The sequence below is a fragment of the Pseudodesulfovibrio karagichevae genome, from assembly GCF_041414475.1.
Lineage (GTDB): Bacteria > Desulfobacterota > Desulfovibrionia > Desulfovibrionales > Desulfovibrionaceae > Pseudodesulfovibrio > Pseudodesulfovibrio karagichevae.
Map to the genome: position 1 here is coordinate 1 of NZ_JBGLYH010000065.1, position 19108 is coordinate 19108.

Annotated in this window: 13 protein-coding genes; 11 read left to right on the top strand and 2 right to left on the bottom strand. The window is 65.1% G+C overall.

Translation table 11 applies throughout. From position 1 onward, the window contains the following. Window positions 1–632: 632 nt before the first annotated feature. Window positions 633–1529, top strand: a complete 897-nt coding sequence (locus AB6M95_RS16580; RefSeq protein ID WP_371387859.1) for an AraC family transcriptional regulator — start codon at window positions 633–635, stop codon at window positions 1527–1529. 47 nt (window positions 1530–1576) lie between these two features. Here the strand turns inward: AB6M95_RS16580 and asnS are convergent, their stop codons facing one another. After that, complete coding sequence (asnS, locus tag AB6M95_RS16585) at window positions 1577–2944, bottom strand: asparagine--tRNA ligase (protein ID WP_371387860.1); 1368 nt, start codon at window positions 2942–2944, stop codon at window positions 1577–1579. 153 nt (window positions 2945–3097) lie between these two features. On the opposite strand from asnS, the gene ftsY reads away from it, so the two are divergent. The 3 genes from ftsY (at window position 3098) to AB6M95_RS16600 (ending at window position 6879) form a co-directional block, all read left to right on the top strand. After that, window positions 3098–4498: a signal recognition particle-docking protein FtsY gene (gene ftsY / locus AB6M95_RS16590; protein WP_371387861.1), complete on the top strand. Its 1401-nt coding sequence runs from the start codon at window positions 3098–3100 to the stop codon at window positions 4496–4498. A 27-nt stretch (window positions 4499–4525) separates the two neighbouring features. Then, a complete protein-coding gene (locus AB6M95_RS16595) occupies window positions 4526–5986 on the top strand; it encodes a 30S ribosomal protein S1 (protein ID WP_371387862.1) in 1461 nt (486 codons plus the stop codon). 119 nt (window positions 5987–6105) lie between these two features. After that, window positions 6106–6879, top strand: a complete 774-nt coding sequence (locus AB6M95_RS16600) for a substrate-binding periplasmic protein (protein ID WP_371387863.1) — start codon at window positions 6106–6108, stop codon at window positions 6877–6879. Window positions 6880–6899: 20 nt separating this feature from the next. Here the strand turns inward: AB6M95_RS16600 and AB6M95_RS16605 are convergent, their stop codons facing one another. Continuing rightward, window positions 6900–7727, bottom strand: coding sequence for a pseudouridine synthase (locus AB6M95_RS16605; RefSeq protein WP_371387864.1), 828 nt, complete (start codon window positions 7725–7727; stop codon window positions 6900–6902). A 119-nt stretch (window positions 7728–7846) separates the two neighbouring features. Here AB6M95_RS16605 and AB6M95_RS16610 point away from each other — a divergent pair, with 119 nt between their 5' ends. The 7 genes from AB6M95_RS16610 (at window position 7847) to AB6M95_RS16640 (ending at window position 18712) form a co-directional block, all read left to right on the top strand. Further along, complete coding sequence (locus AB6M95_RS16610; RefSeq protein ID WP_371387865.1) at window positions 7847–8833, top strand: ornithine cyclodeaminase family protein; 987 nt, start codon at window positions 7847–7849, stop codon at window positions 8831–8833. A gap of 2 nt (window positions 8834–8835) precedes the next feature. Continuing rightward, complete coding sequence (locus tag AB6M95_RS16615) at window positions 8836–9720, top strand: DMT family transporter (RefSeq protein ID WP_371387866.1); 885 nt, start codon at window positions 8836–8838, stop codon at window positions 9718–9720. A 3-nt stretch (window positions 9721–9723) separates the two neighbouring features. After that, window positions 9724–12870, top strand: a complete 3147-nt coding sequence (locus tag AB6M95_RS16620; RefSeq protein ID WP_371387867.1) for a UvrD-helicase domain-containing protein — start codon at window positions 9724–9726, stop codon at window positions 12868–12870. After that, window positions 12871–15798: a PD-(D/E)XK nuclease family protein gene (locus AB6M95_RS16625; protein ID WP_371387868.1), complete on the top strand. Its 2928-nt coding sequence runs from the start codon at window positions 12871–12873 to the stop codon at window positions 15796–15798. Window positions 15799–15806: 8 nt separating this feature from the next. Then, on the top strand, window positions 15807–16250 hold the full coding sequence (locus AB6M95_RS16630) for a PPC domain-containing DNA-binding protein (RefSeq protein WP_371387869.1): 444 nt from the start codon (window positions 15807–15809) through the stop codon (window positions 16248–16250). Between the two features lie 5 nt (window positions 16251–16255). Next, window positions 16256–17452 carry an L-2-hydroxyglutarate dehydrogenase gene (gene lhgD, locus AB6M95_RS16635; protein ID WP_371387870.1) on the top strand — a complete coding sequence of 399 codons (1197 nt, stop codon included), beginning with the start codon at window positions 16256–16258 and terminating at the stop codon, window positions 17450–17452. A gap of 90 nt (window positions 17453–17542) precedes the next feature. Continuing rightward, entirely contained in the window at window positions 17543–18712 is a 1170-nt protein-coding gene (locus tag AB6M95_RS16640) for an NAD(P)H-dependent flavin oxidoreductase (RefSeq protein WP_371387871.1), read from the top strand. Window positions 18713–19108: the final 396 nt, after the last annotated feature.

Below are 19108 nucleotides of genomic sequence, written 5' to 3' on the forward strand. Positions count from 1 at the left end.
TAAACTTGGAGAATGTGATCACTCAATCTTAAACTCGTATTAAACGGGCTGTGATTATCGTGATCTTTGTTGCTCAACTCGCTATTTAATTGTCAAAGACCAGAAACGTCTTTCTTCTCAAAGAACGCCCCGCGCTTTGCGGGAAATTTTAATCTAGATTTTTCTAGACCAACCGTCAACCACTTTCTGAAACTTTTTTCAAATTTCCGGAGCGGCCAACCATTCATTATGCTTGAGAAAGAACAAGCCGCCGGGTCGTTCCAACAGGGCTTCCCCGTGCGGCGAAAGAGGTTCTAGGTGAATCGCACTCAGAGGTCAAGCGGTTTTTTCGAAAAAATGCGATCTTAATTTCATCGTTTTCTTAACATACTAAAATGTTGTGATTTTATGAAGATAGTCTTATGACCTTTTTTCCACGCCCACGGTAGCAAGACGGAGAAATTACACGGTCAGGATACCCGGGCATGCCGGATTCGGGGCACTCGCGCCCATCTTCTATATATGAAACCAATACCCTCTCGCGGGCCGGACAGCGCCCAGCCGGGGCCGGAGGCAATCCGCAAAATGCTAGAAATGATCAAGCAAAAGGCGTCCCCCTGCCCTATGCTGCCCTCATCGCATTCGGAGGAACCATGAAGAAGAACACCAGGAACCTGTACTTTGAACGGATGAACACCGTGCTGCTCCACATCCAGTCGCACCTGGACAAGAACCTGTCCCTGGACGAACTGGCGGCGCTGACCTGCTTCTCGCCTACCCATTTCCATCGCATCTTCAAGGGCATGTTGGGCGAAACCGTGGCCGATCACATCCGGCGCATCCGTCTGGAACGGGCCGCCCTGCGCCTGGCGGGCGGCCGCCAATCCGTGACCGGCGCCGCCTTCGACGCGGGGTACGAGACCGTGGAATCCTTCAGCCGGGCCTTCAAGAAGATGTTCGGCTGTCCTCCGTCGAAATACCCGGAGCGGCATTGGGACGCGATGTACGACAGATTCCCGGGATTGATCCACTACAGACCGGATGCAGCACGCGCAACATTTAGTCTGGAAAACCGGAAGGAGACGACAATGGAAGTAAGAATAGAAAACGTGGACGCCATGCGGGTGGCATTCATCCGCAAGACCGGACCGTACAACCAGTGCGAGGACGCCTGGAAAAGGCTCTGCGCCTGGGCGGGCCCCAGAGGACAGCTCGGAGGGGACGCCAAATTCCTCGGGGTGGGCCACGACGACCCGCAGGTCACACCGCCCGACAAGATCCGCTACGACGCCTGCGTCACCGTGGGCGCGGACGCTGAGGGCGAAGGCGAGGTCGGCATCCAGACCGTGGGCGGCGGCCGATACGCGGTGACCACGCACAAGGGGCCGTACGGGAATCTGGAAGGCACCTACGCCGAGCTCATGGGCGGTTGGCTGCCGCAGAGCGGCGAACGGCTGGGAGACAACCTCTGCTTCGAACTCTACCGCAACGACCCCCAATCTACGCCGCCCGAAGAACTGCTGACCGACATCTACATATCCCTCGAATAGACAAACGGGCCCGGCAGCTTCCTGCCGGGCCCGTTTCAGGATCGGGGTTAAAAATCCAGGCTCTTGGGCGTCCTGGGGAACGGGATGACGTCGCGGATGTTGTGCACGCCCGTGACGAGCATGAGCATGCGCTCGAAGCCCATGCCGAACCCGGCGTGGGGCGCGGTGCCGAACCGGCGGGAGTCCAGGTACCACCAGTACTCCTCCTTGTTCAGGCCCATCTCGTCCATGCGCGCCATGAGCACGTCCAGCCGCTCCTCGCGCTGGCTGCCGCCGATGATCTCGCCGATGCGAGGCACGAGGCAATCCATGGCGGCCACGGTCTTGCCGTCGTCGTTCATGCGCATGTAGAATGGCTTGATGACCTTGGGGTAGTCATAGACGTAGACCGGCTTCTTGAACTTCTCCTCGCACAGGAACCGCTCGTGCTCGGTCTGCAGGTCCATGCCCCACTCCACCGGGAACTCGAACTGCTTCTTGGTCTTCATCAATATATTGATGGCCTCGGTGTATGGCAGCCGCTCGAAGGGCTCCTTGAGGATGGTCTCAAGCGTGGACATGAGGGACTTGTCCACCCACTGGGCGAACAGCTCCACGTCCTCAGCGCAATTGTCGAGCATGTGCCCGACCAGGTACTTGATCATCTCTTCGCCCAGGTCCATGTCGTCCGCCAGGTCGGCGAAGCAGATCTCGGGCTCGATCATCCAGAACTCGGCCGCGTGGCGCGGGGTATTGGAGTTCTCGGCCCGGAAGGTCGGGCCGAAGGTGTAGCAGTCGCCCAGCGACAGGGCGAACATCTCCACCGAGAGCTGGCCGGACACGGTCAGGTTGGACGGCTTGCCGAAGAAGTCGTTCTCAACCGGTTCGCGGCTTCCGGCCTCAAGCGAGGTCACGCGGAACATCTCGCCCGCGCCTTCGCAATCGGAGCCGGTGATGATCGGTGTGTGGACGTAGAAAAAGCCCTTGTCCGCAAAGAACCGGTGCACGGCCTGGGCCAGGCGCGAGCGCATGCGGAACATGGCCCCGAACTTGTTGGTCCGGGGACGCAGGTGGGCGATGGAGCGCAGGAACTCGTCGGAGTGGCGTTTCTTCTGCAGGGGGAAGGTCTCCTGGTCGGCCTCGCCGACGACCTCCAGCGCCTTGCCGCGCACCTCCCACTTCTGGCCCTTGCCCGGGGATTCCACCAGCTCGCCGGAGACGGCCACGGACGCGCCCGTCCCGATCCGGCTCAGGGCGGCCTCGATCTCCGGGGTGTGGTCCACGATCACCTGGATGGTGCCCAGGCAGGAGCCGTCGTTCAAGGCCAGGAAGGAAAAGCCCTTGCTGTCGCGCTTGGAGCGGACCCAGCCCATGATGCGGATATCCTGCACGGGAGCCTGTGCGTTCAGCGCGTCGATTATCTTGGTTCGTTTCATATATTCGTCCTCTGGATGAATTTTTTTCTCGCTCTTAGCCGCTTGGACGCATAATGGCAACATGTAGGACACAACATCATCTATTGCCACCTACACCGAGGTAGGCTATTAACTACGCCCGAACTGACAACGTTATCAATATAAGAGGCCCTGATGGGATTTTTTAGCAAACTGAAAAAAGCCTGGGCACGCCCGGAAGACGCGGCGCAGCAGGCCCTGGACGAATACAAGCGGGAAAAGGGGCTGGATCTCGACGAACCGGCCAGGTCCGAACCCGCGCCCGCGGTTGCGGCAGTCACCGAAGCCGCACCGGCCCCCGAGGCCCCGGCGGCCGACGTGGCCGCGCCCGCGCCGGCCGGGGACTGGCAGGCCGGGCTGACCCTGGCCCTGCGCCAGGCCGAACCCAAGCTCTCCCAGTGGCTGAACATCATTGTCCAGGGCGTGGACCGCAAGGGACAGACCCTTTGGGACCGCCTGGCCTTCCTGTTCAAGGCCCTGGGCGCACCCGACGCCGAGGCCAAGGACTTCATCGCCAAGTTCGAGGCCTGGCTGAACGACATGGGCTACGACGCCGTGGCCGACTTCAAGTCCGAGTTGCAGTACCGGTTGGCCCTGGCCCTGGACCTGGAGGACGAGGAGGACGAACGCGACCGGCTGTTCCTCAAGCTCTCCGAAGGCATTTCCAAGACCCGCGAGCAGATCACCAAGCGCATCGACGGCCTGCTCTCCTCCCACTCCTCCCTGGACGACGACTTCTGGGAGGAATTCGAGGAGATCCTGATCATGGCCGACGTGGGCATGGAGGCCGCGAACCAGCTCATGGACAACCTGAAGGCCCGCGCCCGCAAGGCCGGGACCGACAACCCCGACGATTTCAAGGATATCCTGCGCGAGGAACTGGAGGACATCTTCAAGGTTCCCAAGCGCATCGAGGCCGTGAACCCGCCCGAGGTGCTGATGATGATCGGCGTCAACGGCGTGGGCAAGACCACGACCATCGCCAAGCTGGCCTACCGCGCCCAGATGCAGGGCCGCAAGGTGCTCATCGCCGCGGGCGACACCTTCCGGGCCGCGGCCATCGACCAGTTGCGCGTCTGGGCCGACCGCCTCGGGACCGGCTTCTTCGCCAAGTCCGAGGGCTCCGACCCGGCCGCCGTGGCCTATGAAGCCATGGACAAGGCCATCAACGAGGGGTACGACCTGCTGCTCCTCGACACGGCGGGACGGCTGCACACCAAGGCCAACCTCATGGAGGAGCTGACCAAGATCAAGCGCGTGGTGGGCAAGAAGCACGAGGGTGCGCCCCACCGCAACATCCTGGTCATCGACGCCACCACCGGCCAGAATGCGCTGAGCCAGACCAAACTGTTCAACCAGGCCGTGGGCGTGGATGAGATCATCCTGACCAAGCTCGACGGCACGGCCAAGGGCGGCGTGGTGGTCGCCGTGACCCTGCAGAACAAACTGCCGATAACCTTCGTGGGGCTCGGCGAGAAGATGGAAGATCTCCGTCCCTTTGACGGCAAGGATTTCGCCAAGGCCCTGCTGACTTAACCCTTTTACCAAAACGGTAGAAACAACGTGTCCGAAGAATTCAAAGAGCGTAATGGCGTGGAAGAAGGCGAAGAGTCCTTCGCCGAACTGTTCGAACAGTACAGCGAGGGCGGCGGTGACGACCTGTCCGTGGGCGACAAGGTGACCGGCACCGTCATCCAGGTCGGCGAGAACACGGTCTTCGTGGACACCGGCACCAAGCTGGACGGCATTGTCGAACGCGAGGAACTGCTGGACGAGGACGGCAACTGCACCGTGGCCGAAGGCGACAAGGTGGAGCTGTACGTCGTCGGCAAGGACTCCGGCGGCATCAAGCTGTCCCGCGCCATCTCCGGCATCGGCGGCCTGGCCATGCTCGAGGAGGCCAAGTCCGGCGGCCTGCCCGTGGAAGGCAAGGTGGAGTCCACCTGCAAGGGCGGCTTCAACGTGACCCTCCTGCAGCGCAGGGCGTTTTGCCCCGTGAGCCAGATCGACGCCCGCTTCGTGGAGAACGCCGAGGAGTACGTGGGACAGACCCTGGAATTTCTGATCACCAAGCTGGAAAACCACGGCCGCAACGTCGTGGTCTCCCGCCGCGCCCTGCTGGAGCGCGAGGCCGCCGAGTCCGCCCAGTCCTTCGTCAGCGAGACCAAGGTGGGCGACGAGGTCGAGGGCACCATCACCCGGCTGGCCGCCTTCGGCGCGTTCGTCGAGATCATGCCCGGCCTGGAAGGACTGGTGCACATCTCCCAGCTCGGCTACGGCCGCGTGGGCCATCCCGAGGAGGCCGTCTCCGTGGGCCAGAAGGTCCGGGCCAAGATCACCCGGCTGGAGAACGACGACAAGGGCCGCCTCAAGATTTCCCTGTCCATGAAGGAGCTGGCCCAGAACCCCTGGGACACCCTGTCCGCCACCTTCGCCGCGGGCGACATCGTCCCCGGCAAGGTCGTCCGGCTGGCCGACTTCGGCGCCTTCGTGGAGATCGCCCCGGGCGTGGACGGATTGGTCCACGTGTCCGAGATGAGCCACACCAAGCGCGTGAACAAGCCCTCGGACATGGTCAAGGAAGGCGACGTGGTCTCGGTCAAGATCAAGTCCATCGACATGGAGAAACGGCGCATCAGCCTGTCCATGAAGGACGCCGAGGGCGACCCGTGGTCCGGCGTGGCCGACCGCTACCAGGCGGGCCAGAAGGTCGAGGGCGTGGTCGAGAAGCAGGAACAGTTCGGCATCTTCATCCAGTTGGAACCCGGCATCACCGGCCTGCTGCCCAAGTCCGTCATCGCCCGCTCCGAGAAGCCCGCCGCCTTCGAGAAGCTGCGCACGGGCGACACGGTCGAGGTGGTCATCGGCGAGATCAAGGCCAAGGAGCGCAAGATATCCCTGACCACCGGCGACGCCCGCGAGGACGGCGACTGGAAGGAATTCGCCCCCAAGCGCAAGGCCGACACCGGCTCCATGGGCCTGCTCGGCGCCAAGCTCCAGGAAGCCCTCGACAAGAAGAAATAACGCGGCCCACCGCGAGACGAACAGACCCGGCCTCCCCACGGAAGCCGGGTCTTTCCTTTTTTATGCGTTCCTCTTTTCCGACTTTTGGTATAGACTACACATAGTCGGAGGAACCTGTCATGAGATGCCTGCTCCGTCTTATCCTGCTTGCCCTGCTGCTCCCCGTCCAGGCGTATGCGACGGACATCAATGTGGCCACGTCCACCTATTGCCCCCTGGCCTGCGAGCTGGTCCACGCGCCCCACGACGGGATCATGCACGAGGTCCTGCGGCGGACCTTCGAGGGCACGAAATACCGCCTGATCTTCCATGAAATGCCCTATGTCCGGGCCATCCGCGACACCCTGGACGGCCAGTTCGACGCGATCACCTACGCGGGCACGGTCCACGCCGAGGACTTCATCTTCGTGCGCAACATGGACATGATCAACGTGGTCCAGTTCGCCACCCGCGCCGACAGCTCCTGGCGATACCAGGGGGTCAAGTCGCTGAACGGCATCCGCTTCTCCATCCCCAAGGGGTTCCGGACCGGTAATCCCGAGATGGACGACTACCTGAACCGCTACGAACGGGACCCGTCGCGCATCAGGATGAACTCCTGCGACAACCCGACCATGGCCCAGCGCTCCAACCTCGAGTGCATGCTCAACGACCGCGTGGACGCCATGCTGGTGGGCTCCCTGGCCTTCCGCTACATCACGCAGCGCGAGGGCGTGGCCGACCTCGTCCGGGTGGACCCGGAACCGGTGGCCATGTTCTACAACCGCATAGCCTTCTCGCCCCGCTGCCCCGAGGGGGCGGAACTGCGCGGCATGGTCGAACGAAAGATCAGGGAGATGCGGGCCTCGGGGGAACTGAAGAAAATCTTCGACTATTACCGGATCAGCCCCTGAGCTGGGGCCCCCGGCCGGGATCAGAAGAGCGGGATGGCCTCGGCCTGGAAGCCGGGCATCTCGATGCGCTGGTGCTGGAGCATCAGCCCGCGCGGGCTCTCGCCCTCGCCGTACAGGGGGTCGCCGATGATAGGATGGCCGATGGAGGAGAGGTGCGCCCGGATCTGGTGGCGCGCGCCCTTCATGATCAGGCAGCGCACCAGAGAGGTTCCGGCCGCGTTGTCGTGGGACAGGGCCGTGATCCCGGTCCAGCGGCGGGAATCCGGGTCCGCCTCGGCCAGCACGCGGGTCTTCTTGCGGTCATCCGTGTCGAGCCGGCTGCGCACGGAAACGATGCCGTCGAGCCGCCCCTGCACGCGGGCCAGATAGAATTTCTTGATGGCCCCGTCGTCCTCGTACTTGAGGTACGCCTCGCGGGCCTCGGGGGTCAGGGCCACCAGCAGCAGCCCGGAAGTGAGGTAGTCCAGCCGGTTGAGCAGTACGGGATTCTTGCCAGGGAACAGGTCGGCCAGGACGCCTTCGGCGCTGGGTTCGTCCTTGCCCGAAATGGCCGCCGAGTGCACGCGGCCGGGCTTGTTCACGGCGGCGAATCCATCCTCCCACTTGACGATTCTCAGGCCCAATTCATCCGCTGTCGTCATCGCCCGCACTTCCCCTATTTCCACCGATTGTCCGGTCCGGACCTTGTACCCGGGCTTTCTGGCCCGGCCATCCACCAATACGCGCCCTTCCTCGCACAGCCGACGCCGCAGACGCAGCCCCGAGCCGGGCATGGCCGCCTCGAGAGCCCGGTCCAGGCGGCTGCCGTCACCGGACGCGTCGATGCTGAACGTCCCCTCGAAAAACATGAGCCGACCATACGCGCAACCACCTTCCCCGGCAAGGGTTTCCGGTTGCGTTGACCGGGAAATTGAAGCATCCTTGCGCGAAGTATCAACTCAACGGATTGCGTCGCAAAGGAAGCGGAATGGGCTCGGAAGTTCGCTGGATATCGTCAGGGGAAATGGACCGCCTCGGCATCACCATGGCCGAGGTCATGGACGCGGTGGAGACCGGTTTCGCGGCCCTGGGCGCGGGGTTGGGCGAGATGCCCTCCAAGATCGGGGTGCACCCGCGCGAGGACAGCTTCATCCACGCCATGCCCTGTTATCTCGGCGGGCACATCGACCGCGCCGGGGTCAAATGCATCGCGGGCTACCCGGCCAATCCGGCCAAGGGGCTGCCCTACATCTCCGGCGTCATGCTCCTGAACGATCCCGAAACCGGCCTGCCCCTGACGGTCATGGACGCGGCACGGGTCACGGCCTGGCGCACGGGCGCGGCCTCCGGTGTCTACGCCCGCCACTTCGGCGACCCCGAAACCGCCTCCGTGGCCGTCGTGGGCACCGGCGTGCAGGGCCGGGCCAACCTCCTGGCCATGCGGGACGTCTTTCCCGCCCTGAGCGAGGTCCGCTGCTGCGGCCTGCGCGAAGCCTCGGTGCAGCGGTTCATCGACGAGATGGCCCCGAAGCTCCCGGACGCGGTCTTCTCCCTCCACACCGACATCCGGACCGCCGTGCGGAACGCGGACGTGCTGATCACCTGCACGCCCATGGTCGAGGAGCCGGACCGGACCGTGCGCCGGGAGTGGCTCAAGGACGACTGCCTGGTCATCGCCGTGGACTACGACGCCTGCGTGGGCGAGGACGTATTCCGGGGCGCGCACTTCACCTGCGACAACCGCAACCAGTACGCCCGGACCCAGGAAGCGGGCACCTATTTCCAGAGCGGCTACCCCCGGCCCGGGGACATCGACGCCGACCTGTGCGAGGTCTGCGCGGGCGAGAAGCGCGGCGTTCGCGAAGGCCGCCGGGGGGCCGTGCTCATGGGCATCGCCGCCCACGACGTCATGGCCTCCGCCCTGGTCTTCGAGCGCGCCGCCGAAGCCGGGGTCGGCACCCTGGTCGAGCTGTAGCCATGGCGGGATTCCTCTATGTCCTCGCCGCAGCCGTCATGTGGGGCGTCATCGGCGTATTCACCAAGTTCGTTCTGGCCGAGGGCGTCAGCGCCCTGGAGATCGCGTTCTGGCGGGCCGTTTTCGGCTGGATGTTCTTCCTGGTCCACGCCGCCGTGGCCGGGCAGCTGCGGGCCCACCGCTCGGATATGCCCGCCCTGCTCGGCTTCGGAGTCATCTGCGTGACCCTGTTCTACGGGGCCTACCAGATCGCCATCCGCGACGTGGGCATGGCCATGGCCGCCGTGCTGCTGTACACGGCCCCGGCCTGGGTGGCCCTGCTCTCCAAGCTGGTCCTCAAGGAGGAGATGACCCTGGTCAAGGCGGTCTGCGTGGCCATGACCATCCTGGGCGTGGCCTGCATCAGCCTGGGGCCCAAGCTGATGAGCGGCTCGACCATCGACCTGAACCTCTTCGGCCTGGCCGCCGGGCTGGTCTCGGGCTTCACCTACGCCCTCTACTACATCTTCGGGAAGAAATTCCTGTACCGCTATCCCACGCCGACCATCTTCGTCTACGCCCTGCCCTTCGGCGCGCTCCTGCTCCTGCCCTTCATCGACTTCGTGCACAAGTCGCCCGAGGCGTGGCTGCTCATGATCGGCATGGCCCTGGTCACCTCCTACGGTGCGTTCTCGGTCTACTACGCGGGCCTCAAGCGCATGGAGGCCACCCACGCCTCGGTGGTCGCCACCTTCGAACCGATGGTGGCCGCGATCCTGGCCTACGCCATTTTCGGCGAAAAGTTCTCCTTGCTCGGCTACGCGGGCTCCTCCCTGATCATCGTCGCCGTGCTCCTGGTCGTGCTGTCCGGCTCGCGCGGACGCAAGACCGTACAGAGCGAGGCCTAGCGGATGTCCGAACTGAGACAGGTCAAGGCCTCGGCGGGTTCGGGCAAGACGTACCAGCTGACCCGCCGCTTCCTGGCCCTGCTGGACGCGGCGGGCGAGGACAGTCCGTTCGTCTGCGTCAACCGGCCGGGCCGGGGGTTCTCCTGGCCCGAGATCATGGCCGTGACCTTCACCAACAAGGCCGCCGCCGAGATGAAAGAGCGCGTGGTCGGCGGCCTCAAGGCGAGCGCGCTCGGCCTGGAGGAGAATCCGGCCTGTTCCACGGAGACCGCCCGGACCACGGTGGGCGCGATCCTGCGCCGCTACCACCGGCTGAACATCCGGACCATCGACTCCCTGCTGGTCCTCCTGCTCCGGCTCTTCGCCCTGGAGTTCGGCGTGCGCCCGGACTTCGAGATCGTCTTCGACGAGCGCGAACTGTTCGACGCGGTCTTCGACCACTTCCTGGCCCTGTGCGAAACCGACGAGGACACGGCGGGGCTCCTGGACAGCGCGGTAGGCACCCTTATCCGCCAGGAGGGGCGCAACGGTTTCTGGGTCCAGGACACGGTCCGCGACCGCCTGCGCGAGCTGACCGGCTGCCTCGAAACCCGGACGGACGACCTGCTGACCGACCAGCAGGCCATCGTCGAGCTGCTGACCGGCGAGTACGCGTCCTTCCGGCAGTCCGTGGAGGCCATGGCCGCCCACGCCGGGGAGACCGGCCTGCCCCTGAACAAATATTTCCGCGACTTCCTCGACAACTGCCTGGGCATGGAGCTGTTCGACGCGGTCCCGGATTCCGCGTCCATCAAGAAGACCACCGTGGCGGACTGCGTCCTGGCCAAGGGCAAGGGGCTGGTGGATGAGCGCACCGAGTCCTTCTACGCCCGCCTGCAAGGCAAATGGGCCGAGTACCGCCAGAGCCGCGCCGTCCTGGCCGGAGCCTACTTCCTGGCCCCGGCCATCGAGATCGCGCTCAGGCTCGAAAACGGTCTGGAGGAATTGCAACGCAGGCAGGGCATGGTCCTGAACGCGGGCGTGGCCGGGCACGTCATCGACCTTTTGGCCGACGGCGGGGCCGTGTCCGAGGCCTACTGCCGGTTGGGCTGCCGCTTGCACCACCTGCTGGTGGACGAATTCCAGGACACCAACCGCGACCAGTGGCGGGCCATCACCCCGCTGGCCGGGGAATGCCTGAGCAAGGGCGGCAGCCTGTTCTTCGTGGGCGACGTCAAGCAGGCCATCTACGGCTGGCGCGGCGGGGACTCCGCCCTGTTCGACGAGGTCATGATCCAACCCGAGATCGCCGGGCTGGTCGAGCGCCCCGAGGCCGAGAACCTGCCGGACAACTGGCGCAGCCACCGCAACGTGGTCGAGTTCAACAACACCTTTTTCTCCAACATGGAAGACAGGGACCAGACGACGGAGCTGGCCGACCGCGTCCTGCCCGACGCGGACGCCGCATTCCGGGCCGAGTTCGCCGGGCAGCTCATGCAGAGCTTCCGCGACTGCGCCCAGTCCCTGCCGGAAAAGCACAGGAACACCGGCGGCTACGTGCGCATGGAGCGGCTCGAAGGGGGCGGTTCCGGCGAGATCGAGGAGCAGACCCTGGAGCGGCTCGACGCGCTCATGGACGACCTGGCCGCCCGGCGCAACTACCGGGACATCGGCATCCTGGTCCGCTCCCACACCCACGCCTCCCTGGTCTGCGACCTGCTGGTGCGCAAGAACATCCCGGTCATCACCGAAAACTCCCTGCAACTGGACCGCCACCCCGTGGTCCGGCAGCTGGCCGGGTTCCTCGGTTTCCTGGACTTCCCGCGCGACGACGCGGCCTTCCTGGCCTTCATCGGCGGACGCGAGCTCTTCCTGGCCGAATCCGGCCTGCCCGAGGCCGATCTGCTGGACTGGCTCATCCGGCCCAGAAAGCGTCCGCTAGGCGTGCAGTTCCGCGAGGATTTCCCCGAGCCGTGGCAGCGGCTCATCGAACCCTTCTACAACCAGTCCGGGCTGATGACGCCCTACGACCTGACCATGGAGGCCGTGCGCGTCTTCCGGGTCCTGGAGCGCCACCCCGAGGCCGAGCTGTACGTGCGCCGCTTCCTGGAGGTCATCCACCTGGCCGAGGAGAACGGCTACGGCTCCCTGTCCGCCTTCCTGGAATACTGGGAGGAGAAGTCCGACCAGGAAAAGGTCCCCCTGCCCGAAAACATCGACGCCGTGCGCATCATGACCATCCACAAGGCCAAGGGGTTGGAATTTCCGGTGACCATCGTCCCCTTCCACCACTGGAAGACCGACACGGACCGCAACTTCACGGTCCAGGAATTCAAGGGGTGCAGCCTGCTCGTGCCCCTGAAGAAGGACCTGGGCCGCCCCTACCAGGAGAGCCTCGGGCGGGCCGTGCGCGAACAGCTCAACCTGCTCTACGTGGCCTGGACCCGGGCGCGGGAGGAGCTCTACGGCTTCTACCCGGAGAAGGCGCGGGTCTCCAATCCGGTGGTCCTCAAGGCCATGGACCAGTTCCTGGAACTGGACGACGACGGCGTGTTCGAACTGGGGCACACCCCAACCGAGACGCACCCGTCGGAACAGGCCCCCCGGCCCGAGCCGCGCGAGCTGGCCCCGGAGGCGAAACAGGCCGACCTCATGGGCTGGCTGCCCCGGCTGCGGGTCTACCGCCACAATCTGGACGACTATTTCTTCAACGAACGCATGCGCGGCGAGGTGGCCCACCGGGTCATGGAGCACATGCGGATCACCGGCCTCGACGGCGCCGACATCGACCGGGCCATGGCCCTGGCGGTCCAGGACTTCCCGGAACTGGGCGCGCTGGCCGACGCGGACCGGGCCAGGCTCGACGGCGACCTGCGCGCCATGGCCGAGTGGGCGCTCGGCGACGATCGGCTGCGCGACTGGCTGGCCGCCGGGGCGCGCGAACCCGAGGTCCTGACCCGGGACGGCGAGTTCAAGCGGTTCGACCTGCTCGTCACCGGCGATGAAACGGTCGTGGTCGACTTCAAGACCGGCCGCCCCGACCCGCACAACGAGGTCCAGGTCCGCGAATACATGGACATCCTCGCGGCCATGGGCGGATACGGCGCACTGTGCGGCTTCCTGGTCTACCTGGACCTGCGCGAGATCCGCGAAGTCGGGAGGGATGCCTAGATGAATCCCATCCTTCTCGTTCCCTGGCAGATCGATTTCATGCCCGTGCTGGCCGACATGGTCGCCGGGTCGGACAATCCGGGCAGACTGACCATACTTTTCCCGCACAACCGCCCGCGCCGCCACCTGAAAGGGCTGCTCGCCGCGCACCCGGACATGCGAAAACCCGCGTTCCTGCCCGAGATGACCTCCATCGCGGACTTCGTCTCCGGCCTGCACCGCCGCCTTTCGCCCGTCCCGCCGGTCAGGGCCAACCAGCTCGATCTGGTGGAGATGCTGCACGCCATCGTCGCCGACCTGCGCGGACGCAAGGGCAGCCTGCTCTCCCGCCTGCCCGAACTCGACCGCGAGGCGTTCCTGCCGTGGGGCATATTGCTGACCCGGCTCATGGACGACCTCCTGCGCCAGGACCTGGATCCCCAGGACCTGGAATACATGGAGGGCGAGGTCTCGGCCTATGCCGCCGGGCTCCTGGAGCAGCTGCGGGCCATCCACCACGAATACCTGGCCCGGCTCGAAACCAGGGGCTGGACCACGCCCGGCCTGTCCGCCCGCTTCGTCCTCGACCACCTGGACGAGGTGGCGGAGGCCCTGGACGACCGGACCGTGCTGGCCGCCGGGTTCTACGCCCTGAGCGGGACCGAGGACCGGCTCTTCCGCGCCCTCTGGGAGCGGGGCATCCTCACCCCGGTGCTGCACTCGGACCCGGCCCTGGCCGAGGGCGGCCGCGCCCACTGGGCCACGGCCGAGCACACGGCCTGGCTCTCCCGCTGGGGCGTACGCCCGGAGATCCCGTTCGGCCTGGACACCGCGCCGCACGCCCCGGACATCCGCTTCTGCGAGGGCTACGACCGCCACTCGCAGCTGGCCGGGCTGGCCGACGACATGCGCGCGCTCAAAGAGCGCGACACCCTGGACCGCACCGCCGTGGTCCTGCCCGACGAGGGCGCGCTCCTGCCCGTGCTGCACATGCTCCCGCACGTGGATTCGGACCTGGAGCCGAACATTTCCATGGGCTACCCCCTGGCCCGCACCTCCCTGGCCCGGCTCATCGAGACCCTGCTGGTCCTGCGGGAGAATCGCGCACCCGACGGCCGCTATTACTGGAAGGACGTGATCGCCCTCATCCGGCACCCCTACCTGCGGCTGCTCGGCCCTGAGGACAAGCCGTTGCGTACCGTGTTCCACCTCTGGGAGGCGATCATCCGCCGGGGCGAAAAGTTCATCGATCCCAGGGCCTTCGAGCCGGAGTGGGACGACGACGCACTCAAGGACGTGGACCGGACTGTGGCCGAACCGCTGCTCAGGGAAATCCTGGACCGCTGCCTGACCGCGTTCGAAGCCCCGGCCACCCTGGCCGAACTCGGCGCGGCCCTGGCCGGACTGGCCGGGATGCTCCACGCGCGCGGCGAAAAGCTGTGGCACACCTATCTCCTGGACGCCGAGTGCCTGTTCCGGCTGACCAACTCGGTCATCCCGCAGCTCAAAAGCGCCGAGACCTGTTTCGAGCCCCTGGGGCGGTCCACCCTGCACTCGTTCCTGCGCCGGTTGCTCGACCAGGAGCGCGTCTCCTTCGAGCCCGACCCCCTGACCGGCCTGCAGGTCCTGGGCGTGCTCGAAACCCGGCTGCTCCACTTCGACAAGCTCTTCGTCCTCGACGCCGTGGAGGAGCGGCTGCCCGGCACCAACCCGTTCGACCCGCTGTTGCCCGACCCGCTGCGCAAGCTCCTGGGCCTGCCCGACGCCCGCGAACGCGACAACGTCTCGGGCTACAACTTCTACCGCCTGCTCATGGGCGCGAAAGAGGCGGTCGTCTACTACCAGAACGGCGTCCAGCCCGGCCTGCTCGACGGGAAATCCGTGCGCAGCCGGTTCGTGGAGCAGCTCTTGTGGGAACGCGAACTGGCCGCGGGCAAGCTCCTCACCCCCGAGGACGGCGTGGTCCGCACCGTGACCTTCCCGGCCAGCTCCCTGCCCTCCGGGCCGCCGTCCGTCCCGGCCACCGAGGCCGTGCGCCGGGCCCTGGCCGAGTTCCTGACCGCCAAGGGGCTCTCGCCGTCCGGCCTGGACACCTACATGAACTGCCCCAAGCGGTTCTTCTACCAGTATCTCTCCGGCGTGCGCCCGGTGGATTCCGTGGACGAGGACGGCGACCGCAGCGAGTTCGGCTCCCTGGTCCACGACGTGCTCAAGGAATTTCTCCTGCCCCACGTCAACACCGGCGAGGACCTGGCCGCCCTGGACCCCGCCCCGCTGCTCGCGGCCTTCAGCGAGACCTTCCGGGCCGGGCCGCTCTACGCCCGGCTGCCGCTGGACACCCGCACGGCCCTGATGGAGGCCGGACGCTACCGGCTGGAGCGGTTCGTGGCCGCCCAGCAACCCGCCACGCTCCTCGGCCTGGAACAGCCCCTGGACACCACGCTGACCGTGGGCGATCTGGCCATCCCGTTCAAGGGCCGCATCGACCGAGTGGAGCGGCGCGAACAGGGCGTGGTCATCCTCGACTACAAAACCGGCGGCGCACAGCTCCCCAAGACGCGTTTCTGGACCGACATGGCGCTCATGGACCGCATGGCCGGGTTCCTGGAAGGCGACGTGGACCCGGACCTGCTGGCCCATCTGGCCGACAGCGTGCGCTCGGTCCAGCTTCCGGCCTACCTGCACCTCTACGCACGCGCCACGGGCGAATCCCCGGTCAACGCCGGGCTGATAAAACTGGGCGAAAACGGCAGGGAGCAACTGCTGTTCCCGGCCAAATGGACCGAGGAGGAAGTGGACGAGGCGATGGACGAGAGCGCCCCGCTCCTGATACGAACACTGGTCCGGCATATGCTCACGGCCTCCCGGTTCGATCCCCGGCCCGGAGACCGCTGCAAGTGGTGCGATTTCACCAAACCGTGCGGGCAGAACCCGCCCAAGGACAAATAGGAACTCCCATGCAGTACAGCCAAGGCAATGTGGGCAGGGTCTTCACCCTGCGCCTGGAGGACGGCGAAAGGCTCCCGGACTGTCTCGAACGGTTCGCCAAGGAACACGGCATCAGGACCGCCCTGTGCACCCTCATCGGCGGCGCGGACCGAGGCAACGTGGTGGCCGGGCCCAAGGACGGCGAGGCCCCGGTCATCGACCCGATCCTCTGCCCGGTGCGCGGCGCCCACGAGGTGCTCGGCCTGGGCACCCTGTTCCCGGACGAGTCCGGCGAACCGGTCCTGCACATGCACGCGGCGCTCGGCCGCGACGGGGAGACCGTGACCGGCTGCATCCGCCCCGGCCTGGACGTCTGGCTGGTGGGCGAGGTCGTCATCATGGAAATAGAGAACACCGACATGCTGCGCAAGAAGGACGCCGAGAGCGGCCTGGCGCTGCTGACCAAGGAATAAGGTACATGTACAGCGCACACACCGTCATCTGCGGGGCGGGCATCCTCGGGCTGACCATCGCCCGCGAGCTGCTCAAGACCGGCTGCGACGACGTCATCATCTTCGACAAGGAACCCGCCCTGGGCAAGCACGCCTCGGGCCGCAACAGCGGGGTGCTCCACGCGGGCATCTACTACGACCCCGGCACCCTGAAGGCCAAGATGTGCCTGGAGGGCAACCGGCGCATGCAGGCCTACTGCGAGGAGCGGGGGCTGCCGCTGTTCAAGTCGGGCAAGGTCATCGTGGCCCGCACCGAGGACGAACTGGACACCCTGGACGAACTCGAGCGCCGCGCCACGGCCAACGGCGGCGTGGTCGAGATGATCGACAAACAGCGGTTGGCCGAGATCGAGCCCAACGCCTTCACCGTGAACCGCGCCCTGTACTCGCCCCTGACCAGCGTGGTCGACCCCAAGCGCATCCTCGCGTCCATGCGCGAGGAACTGGAAACCAGCGGCAAGGTCCGCTTCTTCTTCGACACCCGGTTCACCGGCACGGCCGGGCCGAACAAGGTCGCCACTTCCCAGGGCGACATCGGCTACAAGCTGTTCATCAACGCGGCCGGGGCCTACAGCGACAAGGTGGCCCAGGCTTTCGGCATCGCCGGGGACTACCGCCTGCTGCCCTTCAAGGGCATCTACCGCGTGCTCAAAAAGCCCGCCGCCGACCGCATCAAGGGGTCTATCTACCCGGTCCCGAACATCAAGAACCCGTTCCTGGGCGTGCACTTCACCCGCAGCGTGCACGGCGACGTGTACGTCGGCCCCACGGCCATCCCGGCCTTCGGGCGCGAAAACTACGGCATCCTCAAGGGGCTGGACCACGAGGTCCTGAACATCCTCTTCCGCGACATGCGCATGTTCATGGAAAACAAGAAATTCCGGACCATCGCCCTGGAGGAACCGCGCAAGTACTTCTTCAAGCACTTCTTCAACGACGCGGCCAAACTGGTCAAGGAGATCGCCCCCGAAGACATGCTGCCCACCGCCAAGGCGGGCATCCGGCCCCAACTCGTGAACATCAAAACCAGCCAGCTGGTCATGGATTTCGTCATCGAGGAGGCGGAAAACAGCGTCCATATCCTCAATTCCATATCCCCGGCCTTCACCAGCTCCATGTATTTCGCGGAATTGGTGGTCAAGGAACACGTCACAGCTTCGTAACGTCTATTTGAAACATTCGTTTATCTTGACTTGGTCCGGAATTCAGAGCAAGTGACACCTAATTATCAGCTTTACGCGAGGTATATATAAATGAAACTTCCCAGTCTTAATTTCGGTGATATCACCGCCCGCCTGCCCATCATCCAGGGCGGCATGGGCGTGGGCATCTCCCTTTCCGGGCTGGCCAGCGCCGTGGCCAACGAAGGCGGCGTGGGCGTCATCGCCACTTCCATGATTGGCATGCGCGATCCCCTTCGCGCCAAGGACCCCGAAGGGGCCGACCGCCGCAGCCTCATAGACGAAATCCGCAAGGCGCGGGCCAAGATGACCGACGGCCTGCTCGGCGTGAACATCATGTGCGCCCTGACCAACTACGGCGACATGGTCCGCACCTCCATCCGCGAAAAGGTGGACGTGATCATCTCCGGCGCGGGCCTGCCGTTGGAACTGCCCAAATATCTGCGCGAAGTCTCCGACGAAATGAAGGAGGAAGTGCGCACCAAGCTCGTGCCCATCGTCTCCTCCGGCCGCGCGGCCTCCATTCTCTGCCGCAAGTGGGCCAGCCGCTTCAACTACCTGCCCGACGGCTTCGTGGTCGAAGGCCCCCGGGCCGGCGGCCACCTCGGCTTCAAGGCCGAGCAGATCGACGACCCCGACTACCAGCTGGAGAACATCCTGGCCCAGGTGGTCGAGGCCGTGAAGCCCTACCGCGAAAAACACGAAAAGCCGATCCCGGTCATCGCCGCCGGCGGCGTGTACACCGGCGAGGACATCGCCCGCTTCCTCGAAATGGGCGCCTCGGGTGTCCAGATGGGCACCCGGTTCGTGGCCACCGAGGAATGCGACGCGGACATGGCCTTCAAGCAGGCCTACATCAATGCCAAGGCCGAGGACGTGACCATCATCAAGAGCCCGGTGGGCATGCCCGGCCGCGCCCTCAAGAACGCCTTCCTCGACGCCGTCACCGCCGGCCTCAAGCACCCCAAGAAGTGCGTGCACAAATGTCTGCACTCCTGCGCCGAGGACAAGTCCCCCTACTGCATCGCCCAGGCCCTGGTGAACGCCTACAGGGGCAAGCTCAAGAACGGCTTCGCCTTCTGCGGCGCCAACGCCTACCTGGTGGACAAGATCATCACCGTCAAGGAACTGATGGCCACCCTCAGCGAAGAAGCCGAACGCAAATACCAGGAAGTCGGCCAGAAACTCGCCGACACCAAGGAACAGGCCGCCCAACGCATCAAGGACGTCCTCAACAAGTAGGCAGACGCATTACTTTGACTAAAAAAGGGCCGCCCAAATGGGCGGCCTTTTTTTCTTTCAAGAATGCCTCCGGCGGCCAGAGGGGAAACTTTTGGAAAAAGTTTCCCCTCTGGACTCCCCTTCCAAACTTTTTATGTGCCTTCGGCAAGAGCGTGCGGGCGCGGTATGCCGTGCCACAGAACACCTTCCCTACAATTCCTTCAAAAGAGGCAAGATATCCCGCTCCCCTCGCACTCCGCGAAGCGGCACAAGAAATTTAGGAAGGAAAGGGGGATGGGGGTCCGGGGGAAGGGGGAAAGGGGGTACAGCCCGGGTACATAGGTAACACATTAGCCCGGGAACATGGGTAACACTTTGGGCATGAGAGCCTGGAGGTGCCTATGCCCTGGAATGAGG